This window comes from Lysobacter sp. 22409, assembly GCF_052045105.1.
GTDB classification, from domain to species: Bacteria; Pseudomonadota; Gammaproteobacteria; order Xanthomonadales; family Xanthomonadaceae; genus Lysobacter; species Lysobacter antibioticus_B.
This window is the reverse complement of record NZ_JBQEOE010000027.1, coordinates 25,971-46,370: the sequence shown is the minus strand read 5'-3', so window position 1 is coordinate 46,370 and position 20,400 is coordinate 25,971. Positions and strand designations below refer to the sequence as shown.

General features: G+C 69.6%; 13 protein-coding genes. All 13 read left to right on the top strand.

The window, feature by feature from the left end; translation table 11 throughout:
• Nucleotides 1-11 precede the first annotated feature (11 nt).
• Genes ACTJJK_RS14530 through ACTJJK_RS14470 form a run of 13 tightly spaced genes read left to right on the top strand, consistent with a single transcriptional unit; the run spans nt 12 to nt 20,398 of the window.
• Entirely contained in the window at nt 12-188 is a 177-nt protein-coding gene (locus tag ACTJJK_RS14530; RefSeq protein ID WP_161786121.1) for a hypothetical protein, read from the top strand.
• An 18-nt stretch (nt 189-206) separates the two neighbouring features.
• Nucleotides 207-1,274: a phage late control D family protein gene (locus ACTJJK_RS14525; RefSeq protein WP_031372399.1), complete on the top strand. Its 1,068-nt coding sequence runs from the start codon at nt 207-209 to the stop codon at nt 1,272-1,274.
• Nucleotides 1,275-1,277: 3 nt separating this feature from the next.
• Nucleotides 1,278-2,000, top strand: coding sequence for a phage baseplate assembly protein V (locus tag ACTJJK_RS14520; protein ID WP_031372398.1), 723 nt, complete (start codon nt 1,278-1,280; stop codon nt 1,998-2,000).
• Between the two features lie 52 nt (nt 2,001-2,052).
• The gene (locus ACTJJK_RS14515; protein WP_031372397.1) at nt 2,053-4,107 is read left to right on the top strand and encodes a hypothetical protein; all 2,055 of its coding nucleotides are present in this window, start codon (nt 2,053-2,055) and stop codon (nt 4,105-4,107) included.
• Nucleotides 4,104-4,490, top strand: a complete 387-nt coding sequence (locus ACTJJK_RS14510) for a GPW/gp25 family protein (protein WP_031372396.1) — start codon at nt 4,104-4,106, stop codon at nt 4,488-4,490. Before ACTJJK_RS14515 ends, ACTJJK_RS14510 begins: the two co-directional genes overlap by 4 nt.
• An 11-nt stretch (nt 4,491-4,501) precedes the next feature.
• Nucleotides 4,502-6,814, top strand: a complete 2,313-nt coding sequence (locus ACTJJK_RS14505; RefSeq protein ID WP_031372395.1) for a baseplate J/gp47 family protein — start codon at nt 4,502-4,504, stop codon at nt 6,812-6,814.
• Nucleotides 6,814-9,879, top strand: a complete 3,066-nt coding sequence (locus ACTJJK_RS14500) for a phage tail protein (RefSeq protein WP_031372394.1) — start codon at nt 6,814-6,816, stop codon at nt 9,877-9,879. Before ACTJJK_RS14505 ends, ACTJJK_RS14500 begins: the two co-directional genes overlap by 1 nt.
• Before the next feature lie 25 nt (nt 9,880-9,904).
• Entirely contained in the window at nt 9,905-11,374 is a 1,470-nt protein-coding gene (locus ACTJJK_RS14495; protein ID WP_031372393.1) for a hypothetical protein, read from the top strand.
• Between the two features lie 7 nt (nt 11,375-11,381).
• Nucleotides 11,382-12,737: a hypothetical protein gene (locus ACTJJK_RS14490; protein ID WP_031372392.1), complete on the top strand. Its 1,356-nt coding sequence runs from the start codon at nt 11,382-11,384 to the stop codon at nt 12,735-12,737.
• A 21-nt stretch (nt 12,738-12,758) separates the two neighbouring features.
• Nucleotides 12,759-13,712 (top strand): IPT/TIG domain-containing protein, encoded by a 954-nt coding sequence (locus ACTJJK_RS14485; RefSeq protein ID WP_152566257.1) that lies wholly within the window; start codon nt 12,759-12,761, stop codon nt 13,710-13,712.
• A 35-nt stretch (nt 13,713-13,747) separates the two neighbouring features.
• On the top strand, nt 13,748-16,228 hold the full coding sequence (locus ACTJJK_RS14480) for a vWA domain-containing protein (protein WP_152566256.1): 2,481 nt from the start codon (nt 13,748-13,750) through the stop codon (nt 16,226-16,228).
• Nucleotides 16,229-16,252: 24 nt separating this feature from the next.
• The gene (locus ACTJJK_RS14475) at nt 16,253-18,319 is read left to right on the top strand and encodes a hypothetical protein (protein ID WP_440730579.1); all 2,067 of its coding nucleotides are present in this window, start codon (nt 16,253-16,255) and stop codon (nt 18,317-18,319) included.
• 9 nt (nt 18,320-18,328) lie between these two features.
• Nucleotides 18,329-20,398, top strand: coding sequence for an ATP-binding protein (locus tag ACTJJK_RS14470; protein WP_051885067.1), 2,070 nt, complete (start codon nt 18,329-18,331; stop codon nt 20,396-20,398).
• The last annotated feature ends 2 nt before the right edge of the window (nt 20,399-20,400 follow it).

The following is a 20,400-nucleotide window of genomic DNA, read 5'->3' as shown; positions in this document are numbered from 1 at the left end:
GGACCACCGCCATGGCCGTAGTCATCAACGAATTCGAAGTGTTGGCCGAGCCGCGACCGGCGGCGAAGTCCGATGCGAACAGCGGCGCCAAGTCCGAGGGCGAGGCGCCGGAGAAGCTCGAACCGCGCGACGTGCAGATGGCCTTGCGCTACATCGACCAGCAATCCCTGCGCGTCTGGGCGCATTGACGGAGCCATAGCCAGCCCATGGGCGATACCGCGACATTGCCGATCAAAGCTTCGCGTCCGTCGGTGGAAATCGACGGCAAGCGCGAGGCCACGCTGACCAGTTCGCTGATGTCGCTCGACATCGTCGAGTCCGAGGCCGGCCTGGCCCGCTGCGAGCTGGTGTTCGGCAACTGGGGCGGCCCGGACAAAGGCGGCTTCCAGCACTTCGGCCGCGACCTGCTCGAGTTCGGCAAACCGCTCACCATCAAACTTGGCGACGGCAAGTTGTTCGAGGGCCGCATCAGCGCGCTGTCGGCGAAGTTCCCCGACGGCGGCACGCCGCAGATCGGCGTCTGCGCCGAAGATCGTCTGCAAGACCTGCGCATGACCCGGCGCACCCGCGCCTTCGCCGACGCCAGCCTCGCCGACATCCTGCGCAGCATCGCCGGCGACCACGGCCTGCAGGCGCAGGTCGACGTGCAAGGCGAAACCTACAAATTACTGGCCCAGGTCAACCAGAGCGACCTGGCCTTCCTGCGCGACCTGGCCCGGCGCGAAGACGCGCAGATCTGGGTCGAGGGCACCCAGCTCAAGGCCGCGCAACGCGCGCAACGCAACGGCCAGTCGCTCGAGCTGTCCTGGGCCGGGCCCTTGCGCGAGTTCGAAGTCTGCGCCGACCTTGCCCATCAGCGCACGCGCCTGGTCGGCGCCGGCTGGAGCGTCGCCGACAAGCGCGTGGCCAAGCACGAGGCCGATGAAGCCGCGATCCGCGCCGAACTCAACGGCGGCCCCAGCGGCGCCGAGACCCTGCAACAGGCCTTCGGCGCACGCGTCGACGCGCTCGCCCACGGCCTGCCGAGTTCCGACGGGGAAGCGCGCGCCTTGGCCGAAGCCAGCTTCCGCCACATGGCGCGGCGCTTCATCACCGGCCACGGCGTGGCCGAGACCAAGGATGCCCTGCGGGTCGGCACCAAGCTGAGCATCAAGGGCGTGGGGCCGCTGTTCGAAGGCGACTACACCGTGACCGAAGTGCAGATCCGCTTCGATCCCAAACTGGGCGTGCGCACCGAATTCTGGTGCGACCGGCCCGCGATCGGACGGGGCTGAACCATGCGCATCGTCGAGCTGCCGCCGTTCGAACAACTGCTGAGCGAACGCCTGCCGAGCGGCTGGGGCGGTCGCTGGTACGGCGTGCTGGTGGCGCTGGTCACCGACATCAAGGACCCCGACAACCAGGGCCGCGTGCAGATCACCCTGCCCTGGTCGCCCGACGCCAGCGGCCAGCGCTACGAAGGATGGGCGCGGCTGGCGACGATGTTCGGCGGCAACAACCGCGGCAGTTGGTTCGTGCCCGACGTCGACGACGAAGTACTGGTCTGTTTCGAACACGGCGACCCGCGCCGCCCCTACGTGATCGGCGGCCTCTGGAACGGCCGCGACCAGCCGCCCGAGTCGATGGACGGCGCCGGCAATAACTACAAGAAAGTGCTGCGCTCGCGCAACGGCGTGAAGATCACCCTCGACGACCAGGACGGCCGCGAACAACTGGTGCTGGAAACGCCCGGCGGCCAAAGCTTCACCCTCAAGGACGGCCCCGGCGCGGTCGAGATCGAAGACAGCAACGGCAACTCGGTGAAACTGGAAATGTCCGGCATCACCGTCACCGCCGCGGCCAAGGTCACCGTCAACGCCAGCCAGGTCTCGGTCAGCGCCGGCATGGTCACGGTCGACTCGGCGATGTCGCGTTTCTCCGGCGTCGTGCAAGCCGACACGGTGATCTGCAACAGCATCATCAGCGCCTCCTACACCCCAGGCGCGGGGAACATCTGGTGAAGCCGATGACCGCCACGCGCCGAGCTCGCCCGCCATACCCGCGGAGGGCGCCATGAACGCCCATCCCTTGCGCTGGCAAGCGCCGCAACCGCTGTGGTCGCGCTTCGGCGACGCCGCCGGCGCCGCGGCCACGCCGGAGCAGGCGCGCCCGGCGATCCTGCGCTTCGCCAGCGACGACTTCATGGAGCAGTTGCTCGGCACCCTCGCGCGCGACCCGACCCGCATCGACAAACTGGTCGCGCGCTACGAGACCTGGCGCAAGCCGATGGTCGACCCGCCCGACCTGGTCGAACGCGCGCCGATGCCGCAATTGGTGCAGGCCTCCAGCCGCAGTGCCGCAGCCAGGCTGCCGAAGCCGCGGGTAGCCCCGGCCGACGCGGATGCGCCGCCATTGAAGCTGTATCAGCCCGCGCATCAGCGCCATTACGTGGCCACCGCGAGCCTGGTCTGCGGCATCCAGGGCCTGCCCGAGCACGCGCTGGTGCGCGGCGGCGGCGAAGAAGTCGGCATGGTGCTGCGGCGCCTGATGCCGGTGCCCGGCGACGCCAGCGGAACGCTGCACGAGTTCGCCTACCTGAAGGATCTGCAGGGCGCGCGTTGGCAGCGTTGCAACGACAACAGCGACTTCGTGCCCGGCGAGGACCGCCTGCCGGCGTTCGCCTTGAGTTTTCTCGACGACGGCCAGCATCGACGTGCGCTGTGGGCCGGCAGCGTCCCGGTCGGCCGGCGCGAGGAGTACCTCGGCTGCCGGGTCGATACCGCGCCTTCGCCGGCGTACGCGGCCGCCCAGCGCGAACAACTGTCGCCGAGCGTTCCGGCCCCGGCGAACTCCAAGCTCGCGCGCACCTCGCAGTTCCAGATCGACGTCAGCGAGCCGTGGAAGACCATGATCCGCTCGGCCTTCAAGCTCGCCGCCGCGCCGGCCTCGACGCCGACCATCGGCGACGAAGCCGAACCGCCCGGCGATCGCGTCACCCGTGCGTTCAATTTCAATCTGCAGCAGCAAAGCGCGTCGTGGCTGGTGCTGCTGGATTGCGCCGACCATCTGCAGACCTATCTGCCCGATGTCTGGAACGCGATCGACAACAACGGCGCCGGCTATGCCGCGCTGTCGAGCAACCGCCGCGCGCTGTACGACTGGCTCGGTACAGTGGTCATGAGCGCGCCCTTGATCGCCGCACTGCAACCGACCGCGCAATACCCGGTCGCCGCCTCGATGCGCGCCGCACTCAAGGCCATTCGCGCGCCCGGCGTGCGCGAAAAGCTCGAAGCGAGCACCGCGACCTTCGCCGCCACGCCCGACACCCGCAGCCTGCCGGACTGGCCGCGCTTCAGTTTCTGCCTGGCCGGGGTCGAGCAAAGCCTGGCCGCGAACGGGCCGTACAGCGCGCTCGACAGCCTCGGCGACGATGCCTCGATCGATCCCGACCCGGTCGCCGGCAACGTGCCGGGCCAGGACGTGGCGCGCAAGGTCGACCGGTTCACCGCGCTGTACGCGCGCGCACTCGAAGCCACCACCGAAACCGACGCGCCGCCGGTGCCGTTCGCGTTGCAGGTCAAGAACGCGCTCGGCAACAACCTCGGTGCCAACCTCGGCGACGGCGGCTGGTTCGTGCTGCGCTTCGTCCACGGCCGCCGCGACTGCGGCCCGCTGCATCCGCCGCTGTTGTCGGCGCCGACCGAACGCTTCCGCCTGGCGAGCTTCTTCGATTCCGATGCGCCGGCGCGGCCGATCCGCATCTCGCTGCCGGCCGACACCAGCCCCGCCGGCCTGCGCAAGTATCAGAAGAACACCGCCTTCGTGCTCTCGGACATGCTCTGCGGCCAGGTGCAACGCGCCAAGGGCATGGGCCTGGTCGACCTGGTGCTGTCGGTGCTGCCGTGGCCCTTCCACAAGGACCTGCCCGCCGGCGACGGCGCGCCGTGCCAGAGCGGCGGCATCAACATCGGCATGATCTGCTCGCTGTCGATTCCGATCATCACCATCTGCGCGCTGATCCTGCTGATCATCATCGTCATCCTGTTCGACCTGATCTTCCGCTGGCTGCCCTACTTCGTGATCTGTTTCCCGGTGCCCGGGCTCAAGGGCAAAAAGGACTCCTCATGAGCATCTTCGGTCGGAGCCTGTCGTTCCCGCCGCGGGTCGGCGCCGACGGGCGTTTCGTCTGGTCGTCGGGCGAGGACAACATCCGCGAATCGATCGCGGTGATCCTCAAGACCGAGCCCGGCGAGCGCGTCGGCGTGCCCGAGTTCGGCGCCGGCCTGGCGCGCTTCCTGTTCGAGCCCAACAACCCGGCCACCCATGCGCGCATGCGCGATGCGGTGCAACGCGCGCTGACCCGCTGGGAGCGGCGCATCGAAGTCGAAGCGGTCGAGGTGGCCGCGCACGCCACCGAAGCCGAGACCGCGGTGGCCACGATCACTTACCGGCTGGTGGCGACCGCCTCGCGCGAACGCATCAGCCTCGCCATTCCGCTGGCCGTGACCTGAGGCCCGCATCCATGCCGCTGACGCCCCCGCCCATCGACGATCGCCGCTTCGCCCAACTGGTGGAAGACACGCTGGCGCGGGCGAGCGTGCACACGCCGGAGTGGACCAACTTCAACCAGAGCGACCCGGGCGTGACCCTGGTGCAGTTGTTCTCCTTCCTCACAGAGAACCTGCTCTACCGCGCCAACCTGACCCCGGAGCGCAACCGCCTCAAGTTCCTGCAGATACTGCGCATTCCCCTGGCCAGCGCGAGCGCCGCGCAAGGCCTGGTGGCGATCGCCAACGAGCGCGGCCTGCCCAAGGTCGAAACCTTGCCGGCCGACCTGGAAGTACGCGCCGGATCGGTACCGTTCCGCACCCAGCTCGGGCTGGACGTGTTGCCGGTCGAGGCGCGCGTCTACTTCAAGCGCCGCCTCGACGATCCCTCGCAGGAACTGCTGGATTACTACCGGCTGCTGTACGCGTCCTATCAACTGCCGTTCCCGTCCGAGGTGCAGCTGTACAAGACCCTGGCGCTGGATCGCAAGGTCGTCGACAGCGTCGACCTCAATGCCGACACCGTCGACCGCTCGTTGTGGATCGCCCTGCTGGCGCGCAAGACCGATGCGCCCGGCGATCCCGAGGACCCGTGGAAGTCGGTGCGCGATGCGCTCGGCGGCCGCACCCTGACCCTCGGCCTGGTGCCGGCGCTGGATGCGGTGAGCGCGCAACTGCTGCCGGCCGGCAACGCGCAAAGCCGGCAGCTGCTGCGCTTCGAATTGCCGAGCGTGCCGGCCGACGGCCGCGTACCGCGCGACGCCAGCGACCGTCCCGCACCGAGCTATCGCCAACTCGAACCGCGCACCGAAGTCGATCTGTTGTCGGTGCCCGGCGTGGTGCAACTGGCGCTGCCGCCGGCCGCGCAACTGAAAGTCTGGCAGGACATCGACCCGCTCGAAGGCGGCGTCGGCGACATGCCGCCGACCCTCGACGACGCGGCTCTGGCCGGACGCGTGATCACCTGGCTGCGCGTGCGCGCCGACGGTGCGGCGCAAGCACGGATGCGCTGGGCCGGCATCAACGCCACGCCGGTGCGGCAGATCCAGCGTATCGCCGCCGAACCGCTCGCCGACGGCGACGGCCGGCCCGATCAAGTGCGGCGGTTGTCGCGCAGGCCGGTGCTGCGCCATTCGGTCAGCGTGTCGACCCGGGTCGGTGCGGCGGCGCCGCGTCGTTGGAGCGAAATCGACGACCTGGCCGCGGCCGCGCCGGAAGTGCCGGTCTCCGATCCGCGTTCGAGCGCGCGCGACCTGGCCTGCGTCGAAACCGGCCCGACCGAGGTGTTCGAGCTCGATCCGGAAGCCGGCGAACTGCGCTTCGGCGATGGCCTGCGCGGGCGCCGCCTGCCGCTCGGTGCACGCGTATTCGCCGCCTACGAATTCTGTCTCGGTGCACAGGGCAACGTCGCCGAAGGCAAGATCGACAACGCCCCGCAGCTGCCGTCCGGCTTCGCCGTGCTCAACCCGGTACAGACCTGGGGCGGCGCCGATGCCGAATCGGCCGACACCGGCGAGAAGCAGGTGCGCCGGCATCTGCAACATCGCGACCGCATGGTCAGCATCGACGACTTCGAGTCGGTCGCCTATCGTGCGCCCGGCGTGCAGATCGGCCGCATCGAGGTGTTGCCGGCCTTCCATCCCGACCTATCGCCGAACGAACCGGGCTCGGCGCCCGGCGTGGTCACCTTGATGGCGATCCCACGCTCCGACCCGACCCAACCCGATGCGCCGCGCGCCGACCGTCTGTTCCTCAACGCGCTGTGCCGCCATCTCGATCCGCGTCGCTTGGTTACCACCGAACTGGTCGTGCGCGGCGCCGAGTACAAGGGCATCTGGATCTCGGTGGGCATCGAAGCCGCGGCCGGTTATGCGATCGCCCAGGTCGTCGACGACGTCAAGCGCCGTCTGCGCGAAGTGCTGGCGCCGATCGGCCCGGCCGGCGCGATGCCGCGCAACGGCGCTTTGTTCACGCCGCGCGGCGCCGACCCGGCACGCGGCTGGCCCTTGCGCACCGCCGTCGCCAGCCGCGTCTTGCTGGCCGAAGTCGCGCGCGTGGCCGGCGTGACCTCGGTCGCCGACGTGCTGCTCGCCGAAGGCGAACTCAGCGCCAGCGACGTGGTCGAGATGAGCGGGCTGGAACTGCCGCGCATCCTCGGTATTTCGGTCGTCGCCGGCGAAGCCATGTCGCTGGATGCCCTGCGCGGTGGCGGCAGCGCCGGCGGCAGCGGTTCGACGGGCTCGACCACGCCGCTGTTGCCGGTGCCGGTCGTGCCGGAGACCTGCTGATGAACGTCAACGGCGCCCGCTTCCAGATGCTGTACGGACGCGACGACTGGGCGCGTTGCACGACTGCCGACTTTGCCGAGGCCACGTTCGCCGAGTCCGCAGCGACGCAGCCACTGGCGTTCTGGTGGGAAGTCTTCGCCAGCCCGATGCCGATCCCTCCAGCGACCCTGCCCGGATGGGACCCGTCGCGCAGCGAGATCACCCTGCAGCCGCAAGCGATCGAACTGCCGGCGACGCTCGGCGAAACGCCGCTGAGCCTGGACGCGCGCCGCCCGGCCGCCGCCGATCGTCACGGCAATGTCTATCGCGTGGCCGACGATGCCGCCTCCCTGCGGGTCGCCTCGACCGAAGGCGGCAGCGAAGCGCCGTTCTGGCCGGCCGACCCGGCCGACTGCGCGCAGACCCGCCGCGAGCGGCGCCTCGCCTTCGAGACTCATCAGGCCGCGCAGGCGCACGCCGCCGATCGCTACCTCGCGGTGGTCGTTACCGAAGACGACTACCTCGTCGCGGCGTTCGCGCGCGGCGATCTGCGCGGCCTGATGAGTTTCGACCTGATCTCCGGCGGTCCGCCGCTGGAAACCAGCTGGCCGGCGGCGGTACCGTTCGAACCCTTCGACCTGTGCCCGCGCCATGGCGGCGGCGCCTGGGTGCTGGATCGCGTGCATCGGCGCTTGTGGGAACTCGACTGCACCCTGGCCGTGGTCAACAGCGGGCAGACCGCGCTGCCGTTGAGCGCAGCGGTCGTCGACGACTTCCAACCGCATTCCGGGCCGCTGCGCGAGCAAGCGGCGGTGCAATTCCCCGCCGGCCTGGACCTGGCGGCGCTGAGTCTGCCCGTGCTCGATCCGATCGCGATCGAATCCATCGGTGCGGGCACGGTCTTGCTGCTCGACCGCGACGCGCCCCTGCAACGCTCGCGCGTGGTGCGCTTGCGCCGCGAGGGTTCGGCCTGGTCGGTCGATGCCTCGCAATGGCTCGATGCCCTGCCCGCGCTCGCCCACGACATGGTCTACGCCAGCGGCCTTGGCCATACCCCGGCCTCGGTGGCCGAACTGGCGCCGCCGCGCTTGTTCATCGCCAGCGAAGTCGGCAACCAGGTCCACGCTTTCGAAGTGATCGACAACGACGGGCAGTTCGCCCTGCGCGCGCCGGCCGAGCTGTATCCACTGCGCCGCTACGGCGGCCGCGCCCTGGTCTCGGTTGCGGGCAAGGCCCATTACGACTGCGGCCCGGGCCTGCCGCGCTGGACCCCGGTGGTGCAGCAGCACCGGCAACGCTATGCCGCGCAAGCGGTGTTCGTGACCCCGGTGTTCGACAGCAACGAGCTCGGCACGGTCTGGGACAAGCTGTTGCTCGACGCGGCGATTCCGCCCGACACCGCGATCACCATCGAAAGTCGCGCCGGCGACGAACTCAGCGGTTGGTTCGACGGCGAGTCGCAACCGGCGGCGGATGCGCAAGTCATCGGCAGTTGGCTGCTCGAACCGGTGCCGCGCTTGCGCACGAGCGGCCCGGAGCTGCCCTGGCTGCGTCGCGAAGCCGCACGCGCGACCCGCCGCGAAGCCGGTGCCGGCACCTGGGAGTTGCTGCTGCAGCAAGCCCACGGCCGCTATCTGCAACTGCGCGTGACCCTGGTCGGCCGCAACGGCACCGCCACGCCGCGCCTGCGCGCCCTGCGCGTGTGGTCGCCGCGCTTCTCCTATCCGCAGCGTTTCCTGCCGGCGTTGTACCGCGAAGACAGCGCCAACGGCGATTTCCTCGAACGCTGGCTCGCCAACTGCGAAAGCACCCTGACCCAGATCGAGGACCGCGTCGCCAACGTGCAGTCCCTGTTCGATGCGCGCACGGTGCCGCAGGACGCGCTGGCCTGGCTCGCCGGCTGGTTCGACCTGGCCCTGGACCCGTCCTGGGACGAACGCCGCCACCGCCTGCTGGTCCGCCACGCCATGGATTTCTTCCGTTGGCGCGGCACTGTGCACGGCCTGCGCGTCGCCCTGACCCTGGCCTTCGAGCCGGGCTTCGATGCCGCCATGTTCGACGGCCCCGACCCCGACGACGAAGGCGCCGGCCGCATCCGCATCGTCGAGTCCTATCAAACGCGCCTGGTCGAAACCCTGATCGCCGATGCCGCGCTCGGCAGCGCCGCGTCCGACGACGGCCTGCGCAACGTGGTGATGCAGAGCTTGTGGACGCCGGCCGAAGGCAATGCCGGCCTGGTCGATCGTTATGCCGCCTGGCTGCAAAGCACGGCATCGGCCTTGCAGCAGATGACGCCGTTCTCGCTGGCGCCGCCGCCGAACACCGCCGCGCATCCCGATGCCGCGCAGGAATGGAACGCGTTTTGCTCGGCGCACCTGGGTTTCGTGCCCAGCGTCGGCGCCGCCGAGCGCAGTCGTTGGCAGGGCTTCCTGATGTCGCGCTACGGCAGCCTGCCAGCCTTGAACCTCGCGCACGCCGGCGCCTACGCGCAGGTCTCGCAGATCCTGCTGCCGGGTACGCCGTCCGCGCGCGAAGCCGCCAGCCAGGATTGGCAGGAGTTCTGCGCGCGCAGCGACGGTGCGCGCGAACGCAAGCTGTGGCACGACTTCCTGGCCCGGCGCTATCGCCGCATCGAGCGCCTGCGCAGTGCGCACCTCGCCGCCTGGCCCGAGTTCGAACAGGTGCCATTACCCGATCGCCTGCCGGCGAGCCTGGCTGCGCAGACCGACTGGCTGCAGTTCGAGCGCCAGTTGCTGGCGATGCATCGCACTGCGCACCGCTTCTCGGTGTTGCTGCCGGTGGCGAGCGTAATCGCCGACCCCTACCTCCTCGACGAACGCCTCGCACTCGCGCGGCGCATCGTCGAACTGGAAAAACCCGCGCACACCGTGTTCGACGTGCGCTTCTACTGGGCCTTCAACCGCGTCGGCGAGGCGCGGCTCGGGCTCGACACACAGTTGGGTGCCGGCAGCCGCGCAAGCGAGCTGATCCCCGATGCCGTGGTGGGCCGCGCCTACCTCGGAGCCAGCTTCGTCGGCGGTGCGCCGCGCCATCAAGGGCGCGACCGGCTGTCGCTCGAATGCTGAGCCGCCAAGTCTCAAGGAGCGAATCATGGGCTGCTGCAACGAACCGGTGACCACGCTGACGGGCCTGCCCGCAGATCCCACGCAGCATGTCAATTACGAGCGCGGCATGGTGCTCGGCGTGGACGACTTCACCCAGGAGTTCGCCTATCTGGCCGGACGCGACCAATGGCTGGCGCGCGACGCCGTCGGCTACGGCACGCTGAGCGGACTGCGCATCCAATTCGAGAACGACGGCAGCGACGGACCGCGCCTGCACGTCGCCGCCGGTTCGGCACTGGTACCCAGCGGCAAGCTGGTGTGCGTGCCGGCCGATCAGTGCGCGGTGCTCAACCGCTGGCTGGCCAAGCCCGATAACGCCGCGCTGGTGAACCGGATGCTCGACCCCGGCTCGCCGCCGTTGTCGCCACCGCTCTCGCCGCCGCTGTCCCCGCCCGCGGTCGGCGCGGGCGAGATCTCGCTGTACCTGACCCTGTGCTATGCCGACTGCAAGACCCGGCCGGTGCCGATCCCCGGCGAGCCGTGCCGGTCCGAAGACGAATTGATGAAGCCTTCGCGCGTCGCCGACGACTTCCGCCTGGAACTGCGCCAGCACGCGCCGGCCCAGGTCGAAGAAGACGCCTTGCGCGATTTCGTGCGCTGGCTCCGCCGCAACGTCAGCGTGCTCGACAGCAGTCCGCCGCAGATCGGCGATCCCGACGCTTGGCTCGAGGCGATGCGCGGTGCCGTGCAGCCCTGGCTCGACGCGCAATCGATGTCGCCGCCGCTGTCGCCGCCGGCCTCGTTCGCAACCCTCGGCGATTATCTGTTCGATCTCGGCTCGCCGCGGCTCAGCCTTGCGCGCGAGCAACAATGCGAGTTTCTGCGCACCGCCTTCCGCTTCTGGGTCACCGAACTGCGGCCGATGTGGATGGCCATGCGCTGCCATCGCCCGCAATACCCGGACGGCGATTGCGTGCTGCTGGCGCGGATCAGTTTCGAGGTGGTCTGGGTCGGCGGTTCGCCGAGCGGCGCCTGGCAAGTCGACGGCAGCCCGGCCAGCCTGCGCATCGACGAAAGCGCGCGGCCCTTCCTCGCCCATCTGCGCCTGCTGCAGGAATGGGCGCTGTGCGGCTGCGATTGCGCCGGCACCGGCGACGCCGCCGGGGCGGCGTTCGGCGGGCCGATGCCGCTGGAGTTCGACGCGCCGATGGCGATCTCGCCGATGCAGGTGCCGATCCAATTCTCCGACCAGGACCTGGCGCTCGACGACAGCCAGTACCTGGTGATCGGCCGCAGCGCCGCCAAGCTCGCCCTGACCTTGCCGGCCTCGGTGCCGATGACCGCGGGGCGCACTTACGTGATCAAGAACCTCGACGTCGGCGCCTTGACCGTGTTCGCCGACACCCTGGTCGGCGACGGCATCGACGGCCTGCCCGAGTTCTCGGTCAAGAAGAAAAAGGCCGTCACCCTGGTCGCCGACGGCGCCGGGCAATGGCATTCGATCGGGACCGCATGAGGCCGCCATGAGCACTCTCGACAACGTCCTGCAGCTGCAACAACCCGTCAAAGAAGGCGGCATCCGCACCGTCAACTTCTTCAACGGGCGCCTGCTCACCAGCAAGGACCTGACCCGCGAGCAAGTCGCACGTCGCGAGGCCGACGCCCGGCTCGGGCTGGCGCTCGGCGACGGCGTCGCCTTCGGCCTGGAAGCCGCACGCGATGCCGACCTCGACCAGCCCAGCGCACCGGTGTTGCGGGTGCGCGCCGGGCTGGCGGTCAATCGCGCCGGCCAGACTCTGTGCCTGACCGCCGACACCAGCGTCGCCCTGACCCGGCGTTTCGATGCCGGCGAGGCCGCGGCCTGCGACTGCGTGTTCGCCAACTGCAATCCGCTCGCCGACGGTGTCTACGTCGCCGGCGCCGGCGTCTACGTGCTGACCATCGCGCCGGCGCAGACCAGCGAAGGTCGCGCCCCCACTAACGGTTTGGACCCGAGCAACGTGCGCTGCAACACCGACACCACCGTCGACGGCGTGCAGTTTCGGTTGCTTGCGCTGAATCCATTGCGCTTCGCCGACCTCGACCCGTCCTCGTCGCAGTTCCGCAATCGCCTGGCGTATCGCTGCTTCGGCATCGAGGCACGCGACGCCAACGCGCTCGATCCTTGGCAGAGCGACCCGCCGAACTACGGTCTGGTCGACGAACTGCGCGACAGCGCGCTCAGCGACTGCGACGTGCCGATCGCCCTGGTCTACTGGACCAGCGCCGGCTTGAACTTCGTCGACACCTGGGCGGTGCGGCGGCGCCTGCTCGAACCCGATGCCTTGTCGGGCTATGCCTTCCAGCGCAACCCGCTCGACCCGGCCGAACTGTCCTCGTTCGCGTTCCAGGCGCGCGTCCGCCGCCTGGTCGAAACCCATGCGATGTGCGCGCAGTTCCAGCAGCACCTGGCCGATCTGCTCGCCGCATCGGCGGCGCCCTCGGCCTTGATCGCGACCCAGTATTTCCGCTACCTGCCGCCGTTCGGGATCGTGCCGCTGCACAGTCTGTCGCTGCGCGGTTTTTCCGACACCACTTTCTTCACCGGCATCGTGCGCCGGCCCGCGCCGGGTTCCGGGCAGAGCACGCCCTTCATCGACGCGCGCCAGCTCGGCGCCCTGCAGGCGCAAGCGCTGGCCTCCACGCCGACCGACGTGAACCAGAAGGAATTCGTCTGGGTGTATCGCCCCTGGCAGAACGTCAAAGCCTCGCGCGAAGGCGAGCCGGTGCAACCGATGCTGGTCTTCGCAAGCGGACAACTCCCCGACATCGCGGTCGCGCGGTTCGACATGGCGCGCCTGGACTACAGCAACCTGGCCGGTTGCTGCGGCGCCCCATAGCCAGCACTCAGGAGAACTTCCATGGCACTTCCCTCACAGGTACAGCCCGGCGATGTGATGTCATCGGACCTGATCAACGCGATCCTGGATGCGCTCGCCCAATTGCAGGGCGGCCCCGGCGGCGGCACGCAGACGGTGCCGAACCTGTTCGGCTCGCTGCTCAGCGAGGCCCGCGCGATCCTGCTGCAACCCGGGCGCCAGCTCACCCTCGGCTTCACCCTCGATGTCGCCGGCGCGGCGGTCGATCCGCTCGCCGCGGCCAACGCCAACCTGGTGGTGCTCAACCAGAGCCCGCCGGCGCAGATGCGCGTCGCGCCCGGGACGCCGATCAACCTGGTGGTGTCGCGCGCCGCCGGCAGCGCACCGAACCCGGGCAATCAGCCGCCGACCATCTCGCGCACCGAAACCGTCAGCGGCGTGGCCTCGACCAGCTTCGCGGTGAACACGCCGCTGGCCATCGTCGGCACCAACTTCAGCGCCACCGCGGCGCAGAACACGGTGACCTTCAACAACGTGCCGGCGGCCTCGGTCAACCCCGACCCGGTCGACCCGACCCGACGCCTGCTCTTGGTGGTGCCGGCCGGCATTCCCGGCGCGCCCGCAACCGGCGGCGCACCGCCCCTGCCCGGCGTCACCATCCGCATCGTCACGCCGAACGGCACGCCGGCGACGACTCAGATCACCGTCACCGCACCGGTGCCGGCGCAGCCGACGATCAGCAACGTCGCCCCGGCGGCGCAGCTCGAAGGCAACAACATCACCATCACCGGCACCAATTTCACCGCGGCGGCGCAGGTGCGCATACGCGGCACCACCGCGGCGATCGTCAGCGCCAACGCCACCACCATCGTCGCCACCGTGCCCAACTTCCCCGACATCCCGCAAGGCCCCGTGGTTGCGGCGACCGTGATCGTCTCGGTCCCCGGCTTCAGCGACATCGCATACACCGGCACCTTCAACGTAGTGGGCGCCTGAACCAGGAGAGTTCCATGACACGCATGACACGTCATATGCGTTTTCCCCGCGCCGGGTCTTGGTTGCTCGGCGGACTGTTGGCGATAGGCTCGTCCGCCGCGTGGGCCCAGACCCTGACCTTGCAGGTGCCTTCGCGCGGGCCCAGCCCGCCGACCATGCAGACCGCCATGTCGGCGATCGAGTTCGATGCCGCTTCGATCGGCGGCGGATCGACGATCTCCGTCGACGGCACCAGCATCGCGGTCGCCGATGCCGGTTGCGCCGGCGTGGCCTGCAAGGCGGTCGGGGTCAGCCCGACCGGCGACATCGCCACGGTGACCCGCATCAGCGGCACTCAGCGCGCCCGTCTCGACATCAGCTACAAGAGCGTGTTCCCGGGTAATTTCTGCGCGCCGACCATCACCCCGGCTGGCTTGTCGATCACCTTGGAACTGACAGGTTTCACCTTCGGCGCCGGCAGGGGCTATCGCATCACCAGCTTCATGGCGCCTTCGGATGCGTCCTGCGACATCGCCTATGTGCGCGTACCGACCAGCCGGCCTTCGATCTCCGGCGCCGGTGCCGATTACCTGGGACGCCTGCCACTGAATATCGTGCTGGTGATCGACAAGTCGCCGAGCATGGACTGGGTGATTCCCGGTTCGCCGGACAAACGTTGGGATCGAATGAAGTCCTCGGTGCAATTGTTCGCGTCGGTCTGGGATGCGGTCGGCGCGCCGCCGCCGCCGGCGACGATTTCCTCCGAGGGTCACCCCGACGACAGGCTCGGCATGGTCTTGTTCGGCGGCACCGCGGTCGAATCGCCGCTCGACGGCCTCAATTTCTTCAAGCAGCGCGGCGCGATCGCCGCGCCGTGGGCCGTGCCCGTCGCGGCCGGCCTGGCCGACGACACCTACATCGGCGGCACCTCGATCGGTGCCGGCACCACGATGGGGCGCGCCCGTCTGGTTCCGGTCGAACAACTGGTCGGCGATACCGCGGTCGTGCTGTTCACCGACGGCGAGCAGAACAACCCGCCGTGCATCTCGCGCCAGGGCGAGGTGTTGGCGCCGGTCGAGAAGCCCTATCCCGGCAAGCCGCCGGGCACGACCTATCTGGACAAATGCGCGGTCGCCGCGGCGATGCCGAGCAGCGCGCTGCTGACCTTGAACGGCGGCATCCTGGCTCGCGACGTGCTGCCGCGCGGCCCGATCTTCACTATCGGCCTCGGCGAAGGCGGCATGGCCGCGAGCGCCGAACTGCTCGACGAAATCTCCGGCGAAACCGCCGGCCGTTCGGCGTTCCCGAACAACGGCGTGGCGATGGACAACAGCTTCGTCGACAACCTGGTGACTCACCTCAAGGGCGGCACGGTGTCGCTGTTGGATCGCACGCTCGGCGATCTGGCCGCCGGCACGCCGGCGTCGACGCCGTTCAACTTCATCGTCGACCCCTCGCTGACCCGCGTCACCTTCGTGCTGAGCTGGGAGGGCAGCGCCCGTGAAGCGGGGCTGGAGATCCGCCGCCCCGACGGCACCATGACCACCGCCATCCAGAATGCCGCCGGGCCGAACTTCCGCGTCGCCACCGTCAACATTCCCCAGGCCGGCCCGGCCGGCGACTGGAAGGTGACAGTGCGGCAATTCGGCACCGCCGGCCTGAAGTACCAGTTGTCGGCCTACGGCGTGGAAAGCCGCCTGGGCGCGCGCGTCACCGAAACCCCGCGCCTCGGCACCGCCAGCCCGATCGGCGTCGTCGCCGAAGTCGGCTGGGAGCACGGCCCGCTCGCCGACCTGCCGGCCGGCGCGATCCGCGCCATCATCGAACGCCCCGGCGCCAACCTCGGCACCTTGTTGCACGACGCCGGCGCCCAGCCGATCGACGGCGAGATCCGCAACGACACCTCGCCGCTGTCGATGAAACTCGACCAGCTGATCCGTACCGCCGGCCTGCTGGACAAGATCGAACCCAAGCCGGTCGGCGAAGCGATCGAACTCAAGCATGTCGGCAACGGCCGCTACGAAGGCAAGTTCGACGCCACCAACGTCGGCGGCCGCTACCGCATCCGCATCGAGTACGACTGGAACGACCCGCGCACCGGCACGATCCGCCGCCGCGACCTCGCCGAACGCCAGGTGCCGGTGATCCCGACCGCGAAGGACTCGGCGGTGCGGGTGCAGCGCGAGCCGCGCAGCGCCGATGCGGTGATCGTGATCACGCCGCGCGACAAGTTCGGCAACTACGTCGGCCCCGGCCATGAAGGCGGCTTCAACGTCAAGATCGACGCCGGCACGATCGCCGGCGCGCCGACCGACAACGGCCTCACCGGCGAGTACACGATCAAGGTGGGCGGGCTCGCCCCGGGCGACGACCCCAAGGTCAGCATCGTGTTCGCCGACCAGGTGCTGCGCGACGGTCCGCTGTCGAGCTTGGGTACCGGCACCGAACCGCCTTCGCACGAGCCGTGGTGGAAGCGCTGGTGGTGGCTGATCCTGCTCTTGCTGCTGGTGTTGTGGCTGCTGTTGCGGCGCAAGTAAACGCCGCCCTCCGCCGAGGCCCGCATGCTCCGACTGGACTCGCGATGCGATCCGAACCAACTGCGCAGCGTCAGGCTGCGCAGCGCGGAGCGCGACACGCTGCGGGCCCGGCAGGGCCTGGAGCGGGCCTTGGCTGCGGTCGACTGGAGCCTGAGCGAACTGCCGCCGAACGCACTGTTGCTGGTACGCAAGCTGCAGACCATGTCTCACTCCATGGCGGCCTTCGGCCCGCGCGTGGCGCAAGCCCTGCGCGAGCAGCAACGCTACGCGAAACGCCCCTGGCGCGACGACGGCGCAGCGAGCGCCGACGCGGTCTGGTTCGACGAAGGCGAACTGGCCGCCTGCCTGATACGCGATTGGCTGCGCGGTCACGTCTCGCAGCGTTGGTGGTGGCGCACCGTGCTGGGCCGGGCCGCGGTCGACGAGTGGCTGCGCGAGCAGGTGCTCGGCCGCGGCCAACACGTGGCGGCCACGCTGAATCTGCTGGCGCCGAACGGCGACGCCGCGGCCTGGCTGTCGCGCTTGCACGACGGCGATGCGAGGCGCGCATTGACGGCGCTGGCACGGGATTACGACGCGCCGCTCGCCCTGGCCTTCGCTGCCGCGCCCGAGACGGCGAAGACGGCAACAATCCAAACGAGCGTCGCTTCGGGTTCGTACGAGGCGCCGCATCGTCCGCATGGAGCCGGTTCCGGCGTTCGTTCCGAGCCAGACGCAAGCAGACGCACGTCGCCATCGCGTCGCGACGACACCCGCCTGCTCGCGGCACTACCCGAACTGCGCAACGAAGCATTGCGGCCGACGACGCTGCGCCTGCTCGCATTCGCCCTGGCGGTAGTGCGCGAACCGGGCTGGCTGCGCAGCGCGTCCTTCGCCGATGCGGTAACGAGGTGGACGCAATCGTGCACAGCGGTAGCGCCGACAAAGTCGTTGTTGCCGCCGCCGGCCTCAGCACCCGCGTCGAATTGGCAACCCGGCAACACGACCCCGCTCGTCGCGCCGACGGCTACGGGCGAAACGATCGCATCGCCCGTGCACGCCATCCAATCCGCGGCCGCGGACGCCGCGCGCATCGTATCGGAAGCACCGACACCGCCTATGTTCGATTCATCGGCACAACCGAACAGTGAACCGGCAGCCAAGCGCGGCAAACGCAAGCCGTCGCCAGCGCCGATTGCAGCGCAATCCGGGGCCGGTACCGACCGACCGGCCTGCGTGATGGCCAGTAAGTCGGCGGCGAGTGCTGCGCTCGAACCTGCGACCGCCACGGAGCCTGTTCGAGTCGAGGCCGCCACCGATGTCGAACCGGCGCCACCCGAGACCACGCCGCAGACCGCCTTCAACGCCGGCGGCGTGCAGATCGACAGCGACTACGGCGGCCTGCTGTACCTGCTCAACGCGGCCTTGGCGCTGGAGTTGTACGGCGATTTCAGCATGCCGCGTGCGCGCGGCCTGGCCCTGTCGCCATGGAACTGGCTGGCGCTGATCGGCGAAGCCTGGTTCGGCGCGGAATTTCGCCGCGACCCACTGTGGCGGCTGTTGGCCGATCTGGCCGGCCGCAAACCGCAGCAAGCGCCCGCATACGACTTTGTCGCACCGCTCGCCTGGGCCATCGACGAGGCTTGGCTGCAGCCCTGGGATGCGGCCGAAACGGTCGCCTACCACGCCGGTACGCGACGCTTGCGGCTGTGGCATCCACAGGGCTTCGTGCTCGCCGATCTGCCGCGGGCCGCATCGACTCCGGCCGTGCAGGCCGCCGACTGGTGCACGCAACGCACTGCCTTGCGCGAGACCAGGCTCGTTCGCATGCCGCAGGCGCCGGCGCCCTCGCCGCGCCAACGCAACCGCCGCTGGCTGCATTACCTGCTCAGCTACCTGGAAGCGCGCCTGGCGCGCGCCCTCGCCGTCGACGACGGCGATATTCCCACTCTGGTCTGTCGCCACCGAGCGCAATTGCATTGCAATCTGGTCGACGTCGAGGTGCGTCTGTCTTTGGACGCGCTGCCCCTGTGTCTGCGCCTGGCCGGGCTCGACCGCGACCCCGGCTGGATTCCGGCCGCGGGCCGCAGCGTCCGTTTCCGCTTCGTCTGAGGGCCGCGCATGAACGCCTTCCTCGCTCCGAGCGCCATCGCCTTCGCCGAAACGCCGTTCACCGCGCCCGCACACCTCAAGCTGGCGCTGTACGGAGTGATCGCGAGCATCGCCGAGGCCTGCACCGACGGCGACATCGACGACGCCGTGCAGGCCTATCCCTTCCTTGCCGACTACCTCGAAGAGATCGAGCGCGAAGTCGCCGCCGGCGCATCCTTGTCGGCACGCTGGCGAGCCGCATTGGCCGAATGGGAAGGCCGCGCCGAAGCGCAAGCGCAGCGCTTGCCCTTGTCGGCCCTGCGCCGCGCCGGCTTGAACCCGCTCGACGTCGAGCTGCTGCTGGCAATCGGCCTGATCGAAGAGGACCCGCGTTTCGGCTTGGTGTTCGAGCAGGCACAGCGGCGCGACAACCGGCCGAGCTTCGGCCTGTTGATGGCCTGGTGGCGCGATCGCGGCGACGGCGACGACCGCATCGACCAGGTACGCAAGTCGCTGCAAAGCCTGATCGAACACGGCCTGGTGCAGTTGTCCAATCCGGAAGCGCCGCGCCCGGACTGGACCCCGAGCGTGACCCTGGCGGTGTGGGACGGCCTGCGCGGCGAATTGAGTTCGACCCGCTGGCTGCGCCATATCGCCCACGCGCAACTGCCGCAGCTGAGCGATTACGTCTTCCCTCTCGCCGGACTCGATGGCCAGGCCATCCTCGACGCCCTGCGCACCGGCGCGAGCGCACCGGCGCTGTTGATCCGCGGCCCGATCCACAACGGCCGCAAGACCCTCGCCGGCGCACTCGCCCACACCCTCGGCAAGGACCTGCTGATCGCCAGCGAGGCGGTGTTCGAAGACGAAACGCGCTGGCGTCTGTTCGGCACCCTGGCGGCGATGCTCGACGCGCTGCCCGTGGTCGAAGCCGATTCCTCGCCCGGCGAGACCCGGCGCCTGGCGCCGCTGCCGCTGGTCGACACGCCCTTGTTCGTGGTTACCGGCCGTCACGGCGCCTGGGCCTGCGAAGACCGCCGGCCGATGCTCGACATCGAACTGCCGCTGCCCGGCCCCGCGCAACGGCAACGCCATTGGTCGGCGTGCCTGCCCGAGCAATCGGCCGAGACCCTGGCCGACCTGTCCGGGCGCATGCGTTTGTCCAGCGGCCACGTGCGCCAGGTCGCGGCGGCGGCAAACGCGTTCGCACGCCTCGCCCAACGCGAGCGCCCGCAACACGACGACCTGCGCCGCGCCTGCCGCAGCCTGCAGACCGCACGCCTGGAAACCCTGGCCACGCGCCTGCAGGCAGCCGGCTCGCTCGACGACCTGATCGTCGACGACGCCACCCGCGAAGAGATCGACGCGCTGGCGACGCGCTGCCGCTGGCGCGAACCGCTGGCGAGCGGTTCGGCCGAGGTCGCGATGCACGGGGTCGGCGTGCGGGCCCTGTTCGCCGGCTCCAGCGGCACCGGCAAGACCCTGGCCGCGCGCCTGCTGGCGGCCGAGCTCGGCAAGGACGTCTATCGCATCGACCTGTCGGCGACGGTCAACAAATACCTCGGCGAAACCGAGAAGAACCTCGACCATGCCTTGAGCGCAGCGGAAGAACTCGACGTGGTGCTGCTGCTCGACGAAGGCGATGCGCTGATGGCCAACCGCACCGAGGTCGGCTCCTCGCACGACCGCTACGCCAACCTCGAAACCAATTTCCTGCTGCAACGCATCGAGTCCTTCGAAGGCATCCTGGTGGTCACCAGCAACGCCGCCGACCGCATCGACCGCGCCTTCGCCCGGCGCATGGACGTGGTGGTGAACTTCCGCGCCCCCGATGCCTGGCGACGCTACGAGATCCTGCGCCTGCACCTGGCCGGCGACGGCTGCGACGAAGGCTGGCTGCAGGACGCCGCCAGCCGCTGCGCCCTCAGCGGCGGCCAATGGCGCAACGTAGTCATGCACGCGCGCCTGCTCGCTCTGCAGAGCGGCAACGCCATCGCCGCGGTGCATCTGCAAGCGGCGCTGACCCGCGAATACCGCAAGATCGGTGCGAACTGCCCGATGCGTTCGCTCGATCCGCCACGCGGCGGCCCCGGACACTGACG

Bases quoted from the DNA above. Each gene is read 5' to 3' on its own strand.
- ACTJJK_RS14530 (WP_161786121.1), top strand. From the start codon at position 12: ATGGCCGTAGTCATCAACGAATTCGAAGTGTTGGCCGAGCCGCGACCG.
- ACTJJK_RS14525 (WP_031372399.1), top strand. From the start codon at position 207: ATGGGCGATACCGCGACATTGCCGATCAAAGCTTCGCGTCCGTCGGTG.
- ACTJJK_RS14520 (WP_031372398.1), top strand. From the start codon at position 1,278: ATGCGCATCGTCGAGCTGCCGCCGTTCGAACAACTGCTGAGCGAACGC.
- ACTJJK_RS14515 (WP_031372397.1), top strand. From the start codon at position 2,053: ATGAACGCCCATCCCTTGCGCTGGCAAGCGCCGCAACCGCTGTGGTCG.
- ACTJJK_RS14510 (WP_031372396.1), top strand. From the start codon at position 4,104: ATGAGCATCTTCGGTCGGAGCCTGTCGTTCCCGCCGCGGGTCGGCGCC.
- ACTJJK_RS14505 (WP_031372395.1), top strand. From the start codon at position 4,502: ATGCCGCTGACGCCCCCGCCCATCGACGATCGCCGCTTCGCCCAACTG.
- ACTJJK_RS14500 (WP_031372394.1), top strand. From the start codon at position 6,814: ATGAACGTCAACGGCGCCCGCTTCCAGATGCTGTACGGACGCGACGAC.
- ACTJJK_RS14495 (WP_031372393.1), top strand. From the start codon at position 9,905: ATGGGCTGCTGCAACGAACCGGTGACCACGCTGACGGGCCTGCCCGCA.
- ACTJJK_RS14490 (WP_031372392.1), top strand. From the start codon at position 11,382: ATGAGCACTCTCGACAACGTCCTGCAGCTGCAACAACCCGTCAAAGAA.
- ACTJJK_RS14485 (WP_152566257.1), top strand. From the start codon at position 12,759: ATGGCACTTCCCTCACAGGTACAGCCCGGCGATGTGATGTCATCGGAC.
- ACTJJK_RS14480 (WP_152566256.1), top strand. From the start codon at position 13,748: ATGCGTTTTCCCCGCGCCGGGTCTTGGTTGCTCGGCGGACTGTTGGCG.
- ACTJJK_RS14475 (WP_440730579.1), top strand. From the start codon at position 16,253: ATGCTCCGACTGGACTCGCGATGCGATCCGAACCAACTGCGCAGCGTC.
- ACTJJK_RS14470 (WP_051885067.1), top strand. From the start codon at position 18,329: ATGAACGCCTTCCTCGCTCCGAGCGCCATCGCCTTCGCCGAAACGCCG.